The 14418-nt window shown below is 72.2% G+C and carries 16 protein-coding genes and 1 pseudogene; 8 read left to right on the plus strand and 9 right to left on the minus strand.

Annotated elements, in window-relative coordinates:
* Positions 1–42: 42 nt before the first annotated feature.
* Entirely contained in the window at positions 43–591 is a 549-nt protein-coding gene (locus ACQVFL_RS06325) for an SMI1/KNR4 family protein (RefSeq protein WP_431728934.1), read from the minus strand.
* 116 nt (positions 592–707) lie between these two features.
* Between ACQVFL_RS06325 and ACQVFL_RS06330 the strand changes: the two genes are divergently transcribed.
* The 4 genes and pseudogenes from ACQVFL_RS06330 to ACQVFL_RS06345 all read left to right on the plus strand — a co-directional run bounded on the left by ACQVFL_RS06330 (position 708) and on the right by ACQVFL_RS06345 (position 4470).
* On the plus strand, positions 708–1643 hold the full coding sequence (locus ACQVFL_RS06330) for an oxidoreductase (protein WP_431728935.1): 936 nt from the start codon (positions 708–710) through the stop codon (positions 1641–1643).
* A gap of 112 nt (positions 1644–1755) precedes the next feature.
* Positions 1756–3375: a sigma-70 family RNA polymerase sigma factor gene (locus tag ACQVFL_RS06335; protein WP_431728936.1), complete on the plus strand. Its 1620-nt coding sequence runs from the start codon at positions 1756–1758 to the stop codon at positions 3373–3375.
* Between the two features lie 177 nt (positions 3376–3552).
* A pseudogene (locus ACQVFL_RS06340) lies at positions 3553–3867 on the plus strand (hypothetical protein); the annotation flags it as partial.
* Positions 3868–4122: 255 nt separating this feature from the next.
* Positions 4123–4470, plus strand: a complete 348-nt coding sequence (locus ACQVFL_RS06345) for a beta/gamma crystallin domain-containing protein (protein ID WP_396691845.1) — start codon at positions 4123–4125, stop codon at positions 4468–4470.
* Positions 4471–4552: 82 nt separating this feature from the next.
* Here the strand turns inward: ACQVFL_RS06345 and ACQVFL_RS06350 are convergent, their stop codons facing one another.
* The 4 genes from ACQVFL_RS06350 to ACQVFL_RS06365 all read right to left on the minus strand — a co-directional run bounded on the left by ACQVFL_RS06350 (position 4553) and on the right by ACQVFL_RS06365 (position 8042).
* Positions 4553–5158 carry a DUF305 domain-containing protein gene (locus ACQVFL_RS06350; protein ID WP_431728937.1) on the minus strand — a complete coding sequence of 202 codons (606 nt, stop codon included), beginning with the start codon at positions 5156–5158 and terminating at the stop codon, positions 4553–4555.
* Positions 5143–5961 (minus strand): lytic polysaccharide monooxygenase, encoded by an 819-nt coding sequence (locus ACQVFL_RS06355; RefSeq protein ID WP_431728938.1) that lies wholly within the window; start codon positions 5959–5961, stop codon positions 5143–5145. Before ACQVFL_RS06355 ends, ACQVFL_RS06350 begins: the two co-directional genes overlap by 16 nt.
* 87 nt (positions 5962–6048) lie before the next feature.
* The gene (locus ACQVFL_RS06360; protein WP_431728939.1) at positions 6049–7359 is read right to left on the minus strand and encodes a sensor histidine kinase; all 1311 of its coding nucleotides are present in this window, start codon (positions 7357–7359) and stop codon (positions 6049–6051) included.
* Positions 7356–8042 (minus strand): response regulator transcription factor, encoded by a 687-nt coding sequence (locus ACQVFL_RS06365; protein ID WP_396691841.1) that lies wholly within the window; start codon positions 8040–8042, stop codon positions 7356–7358. Before ACQVFL_RS06365 ends, ACQVFL_RS06360 begins: the two co-directional genes overlap by 4 nt.
* A gap of 108 nt (positions 8043–8150) precedes the next feature.
* Here ACQVFL_RS06365 and ACQVFL_RS06370 point away from each other — a divergent pair, with 108 nt between their 5' ends.
* Entirely contained in the window at positions 8151–8666 is a 516-nt protein-coding gene (locus tag ACQVFL_RS06370; protein ID WP_431729780.1) for a DNA mismatch repair protein MutL, read from the plus strand.
* Between the two features lie 21 nt (positions 8667–8687).
* Here the strand turns inward: ACQVFL_RS06370 and ACQVFL_RS06375 are convergent, their stop codons facing one another.
* The 3 genes from ACQVFL_RS06375 to ACQVFL_RS06385 form a co-directional block, all read right to left on the minus strand.
* Positions 8688–9515 carry a DUF72 domain-containing protein gene (locus ACQVFL_RS06375; RefSeq protein ID WP_431729781.1) on the minus strand — a complete coding sequence of 276 codons (828 nt, stop codon included), beginning with the start codon at positions 9513–9515 and terminating at the stop codon, positions 8688–8690.
* Positions 9516–9648: 133 nt separating this feature from the next.
* Positions 9649–10395 carry a hypothetical protein gene (locus tag ACQVFL_RS06380; protein WP_396691840.1) on the minus strand — a complete coding sequence of 249 codons (747 nt, stop codon included), beginning with the start codon at positions 10393–10395 and terminating at the stop codon, positions 9649–9651.
* A gap of 121 nt (positions 10396–10516) precedes the next feature.
* Entirely contained in the window at positions 10517–11764 is a 1248-nt protein-coding gene (locus tag ACQVFL_RS06385) for a family 16 glycosylhydrolase (RefSeq protein ID WP_396691839.1), read from the minus strand.
* A 190-nt stretch (positions 11765–11954) separates the two neighbouring features.
* Between ACQVFL_RS06385 and ACQVFL_RS06390 the strand changes: the two genes are divergently transcribed.
* A complete protein-coding gene (locus ACQVFL_RS06390) occupies positions 11955–12680 on the plus strand; it encodes a Clp protease N-terminal domain-containing protein (protein WP_396691838.1) in 726 nt (241 codons plus the stop codon).
* Between the two features lie 4 nt (positions 12681–12684).
* Here ACQVFL_RS06390 and ACQVFL_RS06395 read toward each other — a convergent pair whose 3' ends face one another.
* Positions 12685–13203, minus strand: a complete 519-nt coding sequence (locus ACQVFL_RS06395) for a hypothetical protein (protein WP_396691837.1) — start codon at positions 13201–13203, stop codon at positions 12685–12687.
* A gap of 122 nt (positions 13204–13325) precedes the next feature.
* On the opposite strand from ACQVFL_RS06395, the gene ACQVFL_RS06400 reads away from it, so the two are divergent.
* Together ACQVFL_RS06400 and ACQVFL_RS06405 are read left to right on the plus strand one after the other, a co-directional pair.
* On the plus strand, positions 13326–13448 hold the full coding sequence (locus ACQVFL_RS06400) for a hypothetical protein (RefSeq protein WP_431728940.1): 123 nt from the start codon (positions 13326–13328) through the stop codon (positions 13446–13448).
* Positions 13449–13661: 213 nt separating this feature from the next.
* Positions 13662–14321 carry a GNAT family N-acetyltransferase gene (locus ACQVFL_RS06405; RefSeq protein ID WP_431729782.1) on the plus strand — a complete coding sequence of 220 codons (660 nt, stop codon included), beginning with the start codon at positions 13662–13664 and terminating at the stop codon, positions 14319–14321.
* Positions 14322–14418: the final 97 nt, after the last annotated feature.

Consider the following 14418-nt stretch of genomic DNA (forward strand, 5'->3'; position numbering starts at 1 on the left):
AACGTGACGGGCAGGGGACACGCGCGACGTCCCCTGCCCGGCTCAGTCGGCGGCGCGGGCGCGGGCCTCGTCCCAGAGGGGCATCTCGCCGGGGTCCTCGCCCGCCTCCGCCGCGTTCCACCAGCCGGTGTCCTCGACGTAGTGGGTGAGCCAGGCGTGCAGGCTCGGCGAGTCGACGAACCAGGCGGCGTCGGGGTCGCCCGGGTTGGGTTCGAAGAGCAGCACGGTGCCGTCGGCGGATCGACAGTCCACACAGGCGTACATGCCGCAGCCCCAGTCGAGGATGGGCAGGACGCCTTCGGGCCAGGCCCACTCCGTACCGGCGGCGTCGGTGCGGGCGGTGAGGTAGACGTCGACGGCCTGGTCGCCGTCGGCTCCGTCGACCAGGCCGAGGAGTTGGTAGTCGGGGCCGAAACCGCCGTTGGCCAGCTCGCCGTAGAGCTGTGCGAGCAGCGGGTGCAGGCGGAAGCCGAGCCGCTGCTCGGCGCGGGCGATGGCGTCCGGAGGCAGGGGCACCGGCAGGTCGTCGGCGATGTCGTCCGCACGGATCCGAGCGGTGATCCGGGCCAGCAGGGCGTGGTGGTCGTGCACGGGTGGGACCCTGCCACAGCCCACCGACACGATCGCGCTTGACGCAGCGGCGGGAGGCGGTAAGCCTTGTCACGCCTGCGATGCCGGTCGTCGGCGGCGGGCCGAAGGGGTGACCGATGAGGCGCTGGACGTACGACGATGTTCCCGACCAGCGGGGACGTACCGCGATCGTGACCGGCGCCAACACCGGCCTCGGGCTGGAGACCGCCCGGCTGCTGGTGGGCCGGGGTGCGCGGGTGGTGCTCGCCAGCCGCGATCCGGGCAAGGGCGAGGCGGCCGTGGCGCGGCTCCGGGCCGAGTTCCCGTCGGGTGAGGTGCGGTTCCTCCGGCTGGACCTGGCGGATCTCGACTCGGTGGCCGAGTTCGCCGCCGCGTACCGGGCCGCGCACGACCGGCTGGACCTGCTGGTCAACAACGCGGGCGTGATGTATCCGCCGCTGCGGCGCACCCGGCAGGGCTTCGAGTCCCAGTTCGGGGTGAACCACCTCGGGCACTTCGCGCTGACCGGTCGGTTGCTTCCGGCGCTGCGGGCGACCGAGGGGTCGCGGGTGGTCGTGGTGGCCAGCAACGCGTACCGCACCGGGCGGATCGACTTCGACGATCTGAACTGGGAGCGGCGGCGCTACGGGCGGTTCGCCGCGTACGCGCAGAGCAAGCTCGCCGTGTTGCTGTTCGCGCTGGAGTTGGACCGCCGGTTGACCGGGGCGGGTGCGTCGGTGCGGGTGACCGCGGCCCATCCGGGGTGGACGTACACCGGCCCGGGCCAGGGGCGGGACCGGTTCGTCGACGTCGTCAACGCCGTCGGGCGGTACGTGGCGATGAAGCTCGACGACGGGGTGCTGCCGACGTTGCGGGCCGCGACCGACCCGGAGGCGGAGAGCGGCAGTTACTGGGGGCCGGCGCACCGGATGGAGAACTCCGGTCCGCCGGTGCGGGCCCGCCGCAGCGCGCGGGCGCTGGACGTCGCGGTGGCGGCGCGGCTGTGGACGGAGAGCGAGCGGCTGACCGGCGTGCCGATCACCGTGGACCCGGTCGAAAGTACCGGGCACTGAGAGGCGCGGCTCGCCGCCCTCGTGAAACCGGCCATGGACCGGCGACAGTCGATATCGTGTGACGTCGTGCCCGGCGGGACCCGCCCGTACGACACGGCTGAGGCGGTGCGGTATGACGATCACTGCGGACCACGCCGCGTTGGTCGTCGCCGCGCAGGCGGGGGACCGGTCGGCGCGCGACCAGCTCGTCTCGGCGCACCTTCCGCTGCTCTACAACCTCGTCGGCAGGGCGTTGAGCGGGCACCCGGACGTGGACGACGTGGTGCAGGAGACGCTGCTCCGGGTGGTCCGTGACCTGCCGACGCTGCGGGCGCCGGAGAGCTTCCGCTCGTGGCTGGTGGCGATCGCGCTGCACCAGATCGCCGGGCACCGGAACCGGGTCCGCGGTGCGGTCGACCGGCTCGCCGTGGTCGCCACGGTGGAGCACCTGCCCGGTGGTGGTGACGTCGAGGGCGAGGCCATCCTGCGGCTGCACGTGTCGGACCAGCGTCGGCAACTGGTCGAGGCGACCCGGTGGCTCGACCCGGCGTACCGGCCGTTGCTGGCGCTGTGGTGGCAGGAGTGCGCCGGGCGGCTGAGCCGGGCCGAGGTCGCCGCCGCGACCGGCCTGACCGTCGCGCACGTCGGCGTACGCCTGCATCGGATGCGGGAGCAACTGGAGTCCGGCCGCAGCATCGTCGCGGCGCTGTCCCTCCGTGCGCCCTGCCCGGACCTCTCGACGGCGGTCCGTGGTTGGGACGGGCGGCCCACACCGGTGTGGCGCAAGCGGATCGCCCGGCACGTCCGCGACTGTCGGTACTGCGGGGCCGGTGCCGAGGACCGCGTCCCCGCCGAACGGCTGCTGCTGGGCATCGCGTCGCTGGCGGTGCCGACCGGACTGACCGCGGCGCTGGTCGCCAAGGGCCTGCTGACCGGTGCGGCCGGGGGCACTCCGGCCCTGGCGGCGCACACCGTCGCCGGGACTACGGCGGCAGGTGGAACGGCGGTCGCCGGTGGGGCAGCGGTCAGCGGCGGGGTGGCCGCCGGGCAGGGCGGGTCGGTGCTGGGCATGCTCACCCAGGCGGTGGTGGCGCATCCGGTGGCGAGCGTCGCGGCCGGTGCCGTGCTGATCGCCGGCACCACCGTCGGCGTCGCGCTACGGCCGGACCCCGTGCCCGCGCCGCCGCCGGCCGTGGCGGCGCCGGTGACGTCGTCGGCTGCCCCGCCGCGCCCCACCCCGACTCCGGCCGCCACCACCCCGGCCCGCACCCCGGCCGCAGCACCGACGGCGGTACGCCCGTCCGTGCCGGCCGGCACCATCCCGCTGGGCACCTGGTCGTTCGAGTCCGTACGGGCACCGGGCCGGTACCTGACCGTCGACGGTGACCTCGCCGGGCTCGACGAGGTGACCGGGGCCAGCAGTACGCCGGTCCGACGACGCGCCACCTTCACGGTCAGCCGAGGGCTCGCCGATCCGGGCTGCGTCACCCTGCGCAGTGCCGACGGGCGTTACCTGCGGCACGCGAGCCTGCGCCTGCGCCTGCACCCGGACGAGGGCACCCCGCTGTTCCGGGAGGATGCGACCTTCTGTCCCGAACGAGGAGCGACGGCCACCTCGGTGACGATGCGCTCGCACAACTACCCGCACCTGGTGGTGCACGAGCGTGACGTCGGGTTCTGGATCGACTTTCCCGACGGTTCGGAGACGTTCGCGCGGGCGAGTTCATTCCGGGTCCGTACCCCCTGGGCCTGATCGCCGGGCCCGGACTCGCGCGACCGGCGACGCACGATTTCGGCGACGCACTTTTCGTAACGCCGGACCGGCTGCCGGGCCTCCTACTGCGTGGGGCGTCGGCGGCTCACGGCCGGTCGTACGCCGCACGCCGTTCGTCCGAGTCGGCGGGAGTCGCATGCAGGTGAGGCCACGGTCATGACCGAAGAACGTCAGCCGCCGACTCCGCACCAGGTCGTGGCCGAGCCGGCCGAGCATCCGCCGATGCGTCCACTGTGGTTGTGCCGCCACTGCGGTCACCCCTGGCCGTGTACCCGCGGCAAGCTCGCCCTGTTGGCCGACTACGAGGGTGCCCCGGTCAATCTCTTCGTCTATCTGGCGGGTTGCCTGCACGAGGCGATCGACGACCTGCACCGGCTGGATCCCTGTCAGACCGGCAGCGCCGCCGACATGTTCGACAGGTTCCTGGGCTGGCCGAACCGACTGAACCGGCGGTACCGGGTGACCCGGACGGGCGGGCGCGGCGACCGGCCACCGACGGGAAGTCGACCGATGCCGGTCGATCGCGCCGAACGTGCGGACGAGAGCGGTCGACAGGAGCAGGATCGGCTCGGGTAGCGACGAGTCCGGTGTTCGCGCGGTCACCGAGAGATGAACGTCGCCCCGGCGCGGTCCGTCGTGAAGGTGCCGGGCCACCGCCCACCCGAGTTCCGGGGTGTACGGCGGTCGGTCCGGACCTGTCTCGTCCCACGATCAGGAGATCACGCCTTGAGGGTAAATCTGAAGAAGGTCGCCGCCGGAGCTCTCGCCGCGGTCGCGGTGACCTTCGCGCTGCCGGCAAATCCCGCGTACGCCATCAACCGCGTCGACTGTGCCGGGCGGACCGATCTTCTCGCCGTGAGCTATGAGACCAGCAGCGGGATCGGCTCCACCCAGTGCTTCGCGAACGCCGGAGCCGTCGCGGTGAACATCGGCAAGGTGCACCGCGTGAACTCCGGCAACAACAAGGTGACGGTCAACTACGAGTACGCCGGCCGCTACCACTCGACGACGTTGGAGAAGCAGCGCTACCTCAACTTCGCCGCCGTCCGGGTGTACGAGCTGCGGATCTGGTGACGGCCGCCGGTTGCCGTCGGTAGTACGTCAGCGGGGACGGCCGACACGTCGGCCGTCCCCGCTGACGTGCCCGTCTCGGCGGTTACCCGTTCATCAGTCTCAGCATCTGCTGGATCCCGCCCTGCCGGGAGGCGCGGACCCGCTCGCCGAAGGCCTTGGTCTCGGCGTTCTCGCCGCCGTTGCGGACCAGGTTGGCCAGCTCCATCGCGTTGTGCTGGTGGGCCAGGAAGAGGTTCAGGAACGCGGTGTCGAACTCGGCGTCCTTGACCGTCGTCAACGCCTCGATCTCGGCGGGTCCGGTGCCGGGCAGCCCACCGTGGTGGGCGTGCAGGTTGGGCGCGGTGTCGACCTCGGTGGACTTGCCCCAGCTCCTGAGCCAGCCCTCGATCATCTTCAGCTCGTCGGACTCGGTGACCTGCACCGCCTGGGCCAACGTCTTCAGCTCCGGGTCCTGGGCACGCTGCACCGCGGTGGCGGTCATCTGCAGGGCCTGCCGCTGGTGGTGCACGAACATCTGCAGGAACATCACGTCGGTGTCGTTGTACTCGTCGCCGGCCTTGATCTCGGCGACCGTGGTGTCACTCGTCGCGGCGGGCGGCTGCTGCGTGGTGGGCGATCCGCACGCGCCGAGCAGGAACGGCACGACCAGGGCCGCCGCGACCAGTCGGCGCCTCACAGCGGGAGCCACAGCGCGAGGGTGTAGATCGAGGGCTCCCAACTGTTGATCGCGGTGTGGCCCTGTCGGCACTCGTACCGCTTGCCCTCGAACGTCACCACGTCACCGGTGCGGTAGCTGACCCCGGCCGCCCAGGCGTCACCGCCGGCTGCCGGCGGCGGGGCTGCGCTGGTGGGTGCGGCGCTGGTGGGTGCGGTGGTGGTCGGCGCGGTGGTGGGCCGGGTGGGTGCGGTGGTGGGCGCGGCCGTGGTCGGTGCGGTGGTGGGCGCGGCGGTGGTCGGCCGGGGTGCGGGCGCGGCCCCGCCGCCGCCGACGACCAGGTCGACGCAGTTGTAGAAGGCCATCGGGGTGTCGCCGATGTTCCAGACCGCGAGCAGCCGCTGCCGACCCGGGAACTTGCTCAGGTCGATCGTGTGGGACACGGTCGCGTTCGGCTGGGCGTTGCCCTCGTCGATCTCGGCGACCAGGTTGCCGTCGATGAAGTACTGCCAGTCGGCGGTCCGGTGTCGGGCGGTCAGCACCCAGGTGAGCGTCACCGAGTTGCCCACGTTCCGGGCCGGCCAGTCGCGGGACTCGTCGGAGAGCACGGACCACTGGGCCACTCCGCCGTCGCATCGCTGCGAGCCCTTGGGCGCCTCGACGCTCTGCGGCTCGAACTGGATCGGGCCGCAGTCGGTGACCGTCCCGGCCGCGCAGAGTGCCTGCCGGCTGGGCGGGTTGGACACGTATCCGTGGGCCTGGGCGGGCGAGGAGACCGCCAGTGACGAGGCGACCATGCCGAGGGCCACCAGTGGGTAGCTGATCTTCCTGCGCATCTGAACTCCGTACGGCTCGCTGCGGCTGTGACGGCGAGGACGCTAATGCGCGGTTCCATAAAGGAGCCTTAACGGCTCCGGAAAGGATCATGAAAGCCGGTGGCTGCTCCCGAGCCGCTCCGGAGTGTGGTCGACCGGTCCGAGCAGGATGCCGACCCGGGCGCCGCCGAGCGGACTGCGGGTGACGACCAACTTACCGCCCGACGTCTCGGCGGCGCGCCGTACGATGTCGAGCCCCAGACCGGTGGATCCGGCGGCACTCACCCCCCGCTGCACCGCCCGGGTCGGGTCGGCGATGCCCGGCCCGGCGTCGTCCACCACCACGCCGTCGGGCGACACGCTGACCCGGAAGGCGGTGCCGTCCGGCGTGTGCGCGAAGACGTTGCCGAGCATCGCGTCCACCACCAGGATCAGCTCGCTGCGCGGCATCGGCAGGACCACCGGCACGTCGCCGCCGGTCACCTCCCACGGGCGCTCCTGGTCCTCGGCCAGCACCGACCAGAACGCCAACCGGTCGGCCAGCACCTCGACCAGGTCGGCGCTCTGCCCGTCCCGCCCGTCGGTGCCGCGCCGGACCCCGCGGATGATCGAGTCCAACTCCTCGTCGAGCAGGTCGCAGGCCTGCCGCATCCGCTCGCCGATCGGGCCCGGCGGCATCGCCTCGGCGTCGAGACGCAGCGCGGTCAACGGCGTCCGCAACCGGTGGGAGAGGTCGGCGGCCAACTCGCGTTCCCGGTTCATCAGCAGCCGGAGGTCGTCGGCCATCGTGTTGAACGACCGGGCCGCGTCCTGGAGTTCACGCGGACCGGCCGGCTCCGCCCGGGCGGTCAGGTCGCCACCGCCGAGCCGCCGCGCCGACGCGGACAGGTCCCGGGTGGCGCGCACCAGCCGCCCGCCGAGCCGGTCGGCGAGCAGCGTCGAACCGGCCACCAGGACGATCGCCAGGCCGCCGAGCACGAACCAGGCGGTCCGTACGCCCCGGCGCAGTTCGGTCTCCGGCACGAACACCTCGACGATCACGGTCCGGCCGTCGGCGAGCACGGTGGGTTGCAGGTACGCGACACCGTCGCCGGCCGGGGCCAGCACCGAGCGGCGGTCCCCGGCGGCGCTGCGTACCTGCGCGTCGGTGACGTGGGTGCTGCCGATCGGCGCGCTGTCCGGCAGGTGCACGGCGAGCCGCCCCGCGCTGCCCGCCGTGGTGCTGGCCACCGCGTTGGTGAGCAGCGTCGGGTCGGCGTCCATGCCCAGCACGGTGACCAGCGCGGTGGCCTGCTGGCGGGCCTCGCTGACGGCCCGGTCCCGGGCGATCTGCCCGGTGGCGATCGCCAGCGGCACCAGGAAGGCCAGTGCCACCATCGAGGTGATGGCGATGGCCAGCCGGTTCAGCGCCCACCTCATCGCGGGTCGACCATCATCACGCCCACCCCGCGCACGGTACGCAGGAAACGCGGTCGGGCGGCCGTCTCCCCGAGCTTGCGCCGCAGCCAGGAGATGTGCACGTCGATGGTCTGTTCCTCACCGATCTGCGCCTGGTGCCACACCTCGTTCATCAGCTCCCGACGGCTGACCACCTGACCGACCCGTTCGGCCAGGTACGCCAGGACGTCGAACTCGCGTCGGGTCAGTTGCAGCGGTTGCCCGCGCAGTTCGGCCAGGCGTTGCCGGGGACGGATGGTCAGCTCGCCCACGCTGATCGACTGTGGGGTCTCGTTCGCGGTGGGCCGGGCCCGGCGCAGCACCGCGTCGATACGGGCCAGGATGTGTCCACCGGAGAAGGGTTTGGTCACGTAGTCGTCGGCACCGGCACCGAGCAGGCTGATGATGTCGGTCTCGGAGCGGCGCGCGGTCGCCACGATGACCGGTACGTCGGAGACCGAACGGATCATCCGCAGCGCGTCGGCACCGTCGATGTCGGGCAGTCCGAGATCGAGGATGACCAGGTTCGGTCGCTCGGTGGTGACGATTCTCAGCGCCTCGGCGGCGTGCCCGGCGGGCCGTACCACGTGACCGGCGTCGGTCAGTGCACGGGTGAGGGCGGCCGCGATGTTGCGGTCGTCCTCGACCAGCAGGATCATCGCCATGGCGTACACCATATGGGTAGATGAGACGATGTCCTCGTGCGATCTTCCTGGTGGGCGCCGATCACGGGATGGTGCGTCGCCACCGCGTCGAGCATCGTGCTCGCGTCGATGGCGATCCTGCCCGTGTTGCGGGAGCCGGTTGCCCAGGACCAGGCGCTGAGCCCACCGCCTGCGGTGGAGACGCCCGGACCGCCGACGCCACTGCCCTCGTCGGCACCGCCGTCGACGCCGGCGGCACCGCGACCCAGCGTGAGCCCGACCCCCACCCCGAGCGCCACGCCGGAGCCGGTGGAGAGCCGCCGCCCGACGACGAGCCCGAGCCGGACCACCGCCCCGACCGTGACCACCGAGGACGGTTGGACGGTGACGGTGGGCGACGACGGCGTCCGCAGCTACGTCCGCTCGTTCCGGGTGGAGGGCGGCCAGGCCGTCGTCCGGATGACCTCGACGGGCGTGGTCGAGCTGGTCACGGCGACCCCGGCGGACGGGTACGCGGTGCAGAAGGTGCAGAACTCGCCGGACAACATGGCGGTCTACTTCAACGCGCCGGGACGCAGCTTCATCATCCACGCGATCTGGTGGGACGACCGCCCGTTCGTGCAGGTCAGCAAGGTCGGCTCGTAGCACGGGCCGCCGACCGGCGGGTCAGAAGAGCGTCGTGGGCTCCACCGGGATCGGTTCGGGCAGCGGTGCCAGCTCGGGCACGCGGGCGCGGACCTCGTCGTGGAAGCGGCGGGCGAGCACGGGAGCCTCCGCGTTGTCGGGGGTGTGCACGAACATCGTGGGGGAGCGGCCCTCGCGCAGCCAGTCGACGGTGACGTCGACCCAGCGCTGCCAGCCCTCGACCGTCCGGTCGGTGTCGTCGCGGCCGAGATACCGCACGATGGGCCGGTCGGTCAGCGCGCGGGTGCGCAGTGGCATTCGTGGCTTCTTGGTCCAGGCGTCACGTTCGGCGTCACTGGTCGGCGGGTCGGCGAAGAAGGCGGTGGTGTCGAACGGGACCCATTCGGCGTCCGCCTCGTCCAGCGCCGTCTCCAGCAGCCGGACCGCGTGCGGCTCGGTGAAGAAGGCGGGGTGGCGGACCTCCACCGCGGCCCGGTGGGTGGCGGGCAGCCGGCGCAGGAAGCGGGCCAGCGTGGGTACGTCGTCCGGGCCGAACGAGCCGGGAAGCTGCACCCAGAGGGCGTGTGCGCGTGGGCCGAGCGGTGCCATCGCGTCCAGGAAGACCCGCATCGGCTCGGTGACGTCGGTGAGCCGACGTTCGTGCGTCACCACCTTGGGCAGTTTGACCACGAACCGGAAGTCCGGGCCGGTCTGCTGCGCCCAGGTGGCCACCGTGTCCCGGGTCGGGGTGGCGTAGAACGTCGTGTTGCCCTCGACCGCGTCGCACCACCCGGCGTAGTGGCGCAGCCGTTCGGAGGTCGGCAGCGGGTGCGCCAGCAACCGACTCTGCCAGGACTTGTGTGTCCACATCGCACACCCGACGTGCAGCCGCATGGCCGCGACCACCTCCCCTGCGACGACGTCCACGCCGCCGACGTACGGTATCCGGACCGTCGGTGCGGGCCGGTGACCGGGCGGGGAGTGCCCGGCCCCCGGCGGATCGTCAGCCGTCGGCGTCGGTGCGGTCGACGGTCAGGCTGGAGACGCCGGAGGTGGCGTCGATGTCGTACCGGTCGGTGGCCGACTCCCACTCCGGTGGCGTCAGCACCGTGCCGCCGGCCACGCCGGACTGGGTGGACCCGTCGACGGTGACCGAGCCGGCACCGCCGCCCGCGCGTACCCGCACCGGGGCGGAACCGGCCAGGCGGACGACGACCTGGTTCGCCCCGCCGCCCAGGACGGTGCGTTGGGTGCCCTCGGCCGGCGGCAGGGTCAGCTCGATCCGGCTCGCCCCGGCGGTGAACTCGACGTCGCCGAGCTGGGCGTTCCGCAGGTCGAGGTGTTGTTCCTTGGCGCCGCCGCCGAGCCGGAGATGCCAGCGTACGGAGTGGTGCAGCACCACCTCGACGATGGCCGGCCCGTCCTGGCCGGTGCCGCGCAGGCTGGTGAGCACGCTGCCGTCGGTGAGGGAGACGGCGGGCCGCACACCCGCGTCGCGGGGCGTCGACACCCGGTACGCGTCCGCGCCGAGGTCGTCGGTGCGCAGCCGGACCACGTCGGCGCCGTCGAGCAGGACGAAGGTGGCCTCCCGCAGGTCGTCGGCGCTGCCGGTGACGACGTGTCCGGCCCGGCCGTCACCGCGCACCGTGACCCAGGTCCAGGTGGACACCAGCACCACCACCAGGACCAGCAGCACCCCGCCGAGCCACCACCAGAACCGTCGCCCGTCGGCCGCTTGAGCGTTCTCCACGTCGCCTCCCGTACCTCGGTGCCCGCAGAGGGCTACTACCCGCCGGGCCCGTCACCGACTCTTACGGCTGGGAAGGCGTGTGGGCTCACCGCCGACGGCGGTGAGCCCACAGGAACTGCGCTCAGACGCGGGACCACTTCTGGTTGGCGGTGCCGGCGCAGTCCCAGAGTTGCAGCCGTCCGCCGTTGTTCGGGTTGTTCTCCCGGACGTCGACGCACCGGTTCGCGCTGAGGTTCACCAGGTCACCGGCGGGGCTGAGGGTGAACCGTTGGGCCGGGTTGCCGTTGCAGGTGACCAGGTTGACCTCGGTGCCGTTGGCGGTGCCGGCCCAGGCCGGGTCCATGCACTTGCCCATGGCGCGGACGGTGCCGTCGGCGGCGAAGGTCCACGCCTGGGCGGCGGTGGTGTTGCAGTCCCAGATCTGCAACGGTGCCCCGTCGTACGGGTTGGCGCTGGGGATGTCGATGCACCGTCCACTCTGCTGGCCCCGGATCCGGGTGGTGCCGGTGTTGCCGTCCGGGACGTAGCCGTGGACGCGGACGTAGTCGATGAGCATCTGCTGCGGGAACTGGGTGCTGCCGTCGGGGTAGCCGGGCCAGTTTCCGCCCACCGCGACGTTCAGGATCATGAAGAACGGGTGGTCGAACACCCAGCGGTTGCCGCCGAGCCGGCTCGGGTCGATGCGGAAGAACTCCTGGCCGTCGAGGTACCAGCGGATGCTGTTCGGTTCCCAGTCGACCCGGTAGGTGTGGAAGGCGTCGGCCAGCGGCTGTCCGATGACGCGGCTGCCGGTGATCCCGCCGCCGCCGGAGTAGCCCGGCCCGTGGACGGTGCCGTGCACGGTGTTCGGCTCGCGACCGATGTTCTCCATGATGTCGATCTCGCCGGAGGCCGGCCAGCCGACGTTGCCGAAGTCGTTGCCGAGCATCCAGAAGGCGGGCCAGATGCCCTGGCCGCGAGGGATCTTGATGCGGGCCTCGAAGCGGCCGTACGCCTGGCTGAAGGTGGCGGCGGTGAGCAGCCGGGCCGAGGTGTACTCGCATCGACCGTAGTGGCACTGGTAGTTGGCCGGGTTCTCCCGGCGTGCGGTGATGACCAGGTTGCCCTGCCCGTCGTGCACCGCGTTGCTGGTGCTGTTGGTGTAGTACTGCCGCTCGTTGTTGCCCCAGCCGTGGCCGCCGATGTCGAAGCGCCACTTGGACTGGTCGACCGGCGTGCCGGCCGGGGCGTTGAACTCGTCCTGCCAGGTGATTCCGCCGATGGCGGCGGCGGCCGGTGCGGCGGTCACGGGTACGACGAGCAGGCTGGCGACGACGGCCGCGGCGAGGACGGCGGCGCCCCGTCGGAGCCTGCGGGAGATGGTGGACACGATGGGTCTCCTTGGGGTGGGCGGATGAGGCTGGCGCCCCGGCGAGCAGGGGAGAGCGCTCTCCATATCGCAGTCTGTCTATTTCAACAGAATTAGTCAAGGTTGTTAACAGCGATCATGGGGTGGGGCGACGCTCGGTGATCGTCAACCAGTGGTTGACGGCAATGGCCCGTCAACCTATGGTTGACGCATGACGAATCCCGTCCAGATGAACAACCCCGTCCGGCTCGACGACCTGATCCAGGCCATCAAGCAGGCCCACCCCGACGCGCTCGACCAGCTCACCGACGCGGTCATGGTCGCCGACCACATCGGCGAGGTCGCCGACCATCTCATCGGTCACTTCGTGGACCAGGCCCGCCGCTCGGGCGCCTCCTGGACCGAGATCGGCCGCAGCATGGGGGTGACCAAGCAGGCCGCGCAGAAGCGTTTCGTGGCCAAGAGCGACGCCGAGCCGATCGACCCGCAGCAGGGGTTCAACCGCTTCACCCCGCGTGCCCGCAACGTCGTGATGGCCTCGCAGAACGAGGCCCGTGCCGCCGGCAACACCGAGATCGGCCCGGTGCACCTGGTGCTCGGCCTGCTCGCCGAGCCGGAGGCGCTGGCCATGTACGTGCTGGCCGCCGGAGGCGTCACGGCCGAGGCGGTACGCGAGGCGGCCACCGCCGCGCTGCCGCCCTCCACGGGCGCGTCCCCGGACCTGATCCCGTACGACGCGGCCGGGAAGAAGGCGCTGGAGCTGACCTTCCGGGAGGCGCTGCGCCTGGGACACAACTACGTGGGCACCGAGCACATCCTGCTGGCGCTGCTGGAGCAGGAGGACGGCGAGGGTGTGCTCACCGGCCTCGGCGTGGACAAGGCCGCCGTGGAGACGGCTACCACGGCGGCCCTGGCCAAGCTCCAGGTGAACGAGTAGCGGATCAGGACTCGGTGGGGAAGCCGTACCGGGCCGCGTGCTCCGGGTCGTCCGGCTCGATCTGGCGCAGTCCGGCGTCGGCGAGGCGCTTGTTGACCTCGTCCAGGTGCTCGCGCACCAGTCGGGCCTCCTCCTCGGTGACCCGCCCCCGGTGCGGCTTCCCGGCATGCTCGACGGTGCCGTAATCGATCTTCTCAGCGGCGCGTCGCGCCTTCGGCGGGCGTACCCGCTCGGCGGTCTTGAGCAGTTGGGCCATCGGCATGTCGGTGGCCATCGCGTCGAACTCGCTCGCGGTCAGCACCACCCGGCGCGGCTCGCCGTTGCCGTGCCGGTCGTGGATCTCGACCACCGCCACGTCCAGCGCGGCGTCGTCGATGGTCTCCACCTCCACCGGCGTCGCGTCCAACTGCACAGGCCCGGCCACCAGGTCAGGGTGCTCGACGACGACGACGCGGACCGCCTCGTCGTCGGGACCCAGCACCGTGCCGCTGAAGTCGGAGACGCGGATCGTCTTCTTGCCCATGTGCGCAGTTGCTCCCGTCGTGACCTGTCGGAGGACCAGCAGACGTTACCCGAAAGGTGTGCGAAAGGACGCGCTGGCTCGCCGGGTCGCCCCGGGCGCCGGGGCCCTCAGAGGGTGTTGAGGTGGCGACGGGGAGAGCGGCCCGCCGGCAGCTCGTTCAGGTCGTGCCAGGAGAGTGTGCCGAGGTCGGCGCGGTGGCCGCGGTACGAGGGCTGGCCCGGGAACTGTTCGGCGCACCGTCGTGACCGTCTGGTGTCCTGCGCGGATCGATCGTTCGGCTGAATCGGCATGTCCCCCACCGTCCCAGAGAAAGTTGTCCATGTATGGAAATGGATATGACGGCTGGTCGATGGCTCGGGTTCCCGGACGAGGCGTTGGTCACCTGATCGGTACCGCCGCGCGTGGCGGCCGACGTACCGTGATCGGCGGAAGCCGGAGCGACGGTGCGGAGGTGGACGATGCTCGACCGGCGACTCCACCTGCACCTGGCGACCTGGCTCGGACAGTGGCCGGCGGGCCCCGGGCTGCACGTGGTGTGTGCCGGCCGGCGTGCCCGCCCGGCCTGGGACGGTCGGCTGCGGCCGGCCATCGCGGTCACCGCCGGTGCCAGCACCGTGCTCTCGGTGGCCCCGGACCGGGTCGCGGCGGTCCGCGAACTGGCCCGTCGGCCGGAGTCGCTGCCCCACGCGTTGCCGGCTGCGGTCGGCCATCCGCGCTGGGTGGTGCACGACGACGTCTTCCGGTGGAGCGTCGCTCCCGCACCCCTGCCCGACGTCGGTGAGTGGGTGCCGCCCGGCTCCGCCGGGCTGCCGTCCTGGTTGCGCCTGTTCGACCGGCCGGTCCTGGTGGTGCGCGACGACCGGGGCCGCTACCTGGCCGGCGTCGGCGTCAAGCGGCACGACCGGCACGGCCACGAGCTGGCGGTGGGCACGGTCCCGGCCGCCCGGGGGCGCGGGTTGGCCCGGCGGCTGGTGGCCCAGGCCGCGCGTCGGGTGCTCGCGGACGGCGCGGTGCCGACCTATCTGCACGCCCGGGACAACGCCGCCTCGGCCCGGGTGGCGGAGGCGGCGGGCTTCCCCGACCGGGGCTGGCGGTCGTACGGCGTCTATCCCGGCTGACCGTCGACCTGACGGCAGGGCGCGGACCGTGGATCCCGGGCCGGATCCACGGTCCGCAGCCTCCCCCCAGGCCCACGTGCGGCTCGCTGCGATCACG

Origin of the sequence: Verrucosispora sp. TAA-831 (genome assembly GCF_050780145.1) — a bacterium.
In the GTDB taxonomy this organism is placed as follows: domain Bacteria; phylum Actinomycetota; class Actinomycetes; order Mycobacteriales; family Micromonosporaceae; genus Micromonospora.

Coding starts and splice junctions, on each gene's coding strand:
- ACQVFL_RS06330 (WP_431728935.1), top strand. CDS start 708: ATGAGGCGCTGGACGTACGACGATGTTCCCGACCAGCGGGGACGTACC.
- ACQVFL_RS06360 (WP_431728939.1), bottom strand. CDS start 7,359: ATGAGGTGGGCGCTGAACCGGCTGGCCATCGCCATCACCTCGATGGTG.
- ACQVFL_RS06390 (WP_396691838.1), top strand. CDS start 11,955: ATGACGAATCCCGTCCAGATGAACAACCCCGTCCGGCTCGACGACCTG.
- ACQVFL_RS06375 (WP_431729781.1), bottom strand. CDS start 9,515: ATGTGGACACACAAGTCCTGGCAGAGTCGGTTGCTGGCGCACCCGCTG.
- ACQVFL_RS06370 (WP_431729780.1), top strand. CDS start 8,151: ATGGCGATCCTGCCCGTGTTGCGGGAGCCGGTTGCCCAGGACCAGGCG.
- ACQVFL_RS06335 (WP_431728936.1), top strand. CDS start 1,756: ATGACGATCACTGCGGACCACGCCGCGTTGGTCGTCGCCGCGCAGGCG.
- ACQVFL_RS06395 (WP_396691837.1), bottom strand. CDS start 13,203: ATGGGCAAGAAGACGATCCGCGTCTCCGACTTCAGCGGCACGGTGCTG.
- ACQVFL_RS06405 (WP_431729782.1), top strand. CDS start 13,662: ATGCTCGACCGGCGACTCCACCTGCACCTGGCGACCTGGCTCGGACAG.
- ACQVFL_RS06355 (WP_431728938.1), bottom strand. CDS start 5,961: ATGCGCAGGAAGATCAGCTACCCACTGGTGGCCCTCGGCATGGTCGCC.
- ACQVFL_RS06365 (WP_396691841.1), bottom strand. CDS start 8,042: ATGGCGATGATCCTGCTGGTCGAGGACGACCGCAACATCGCGGCCGCC.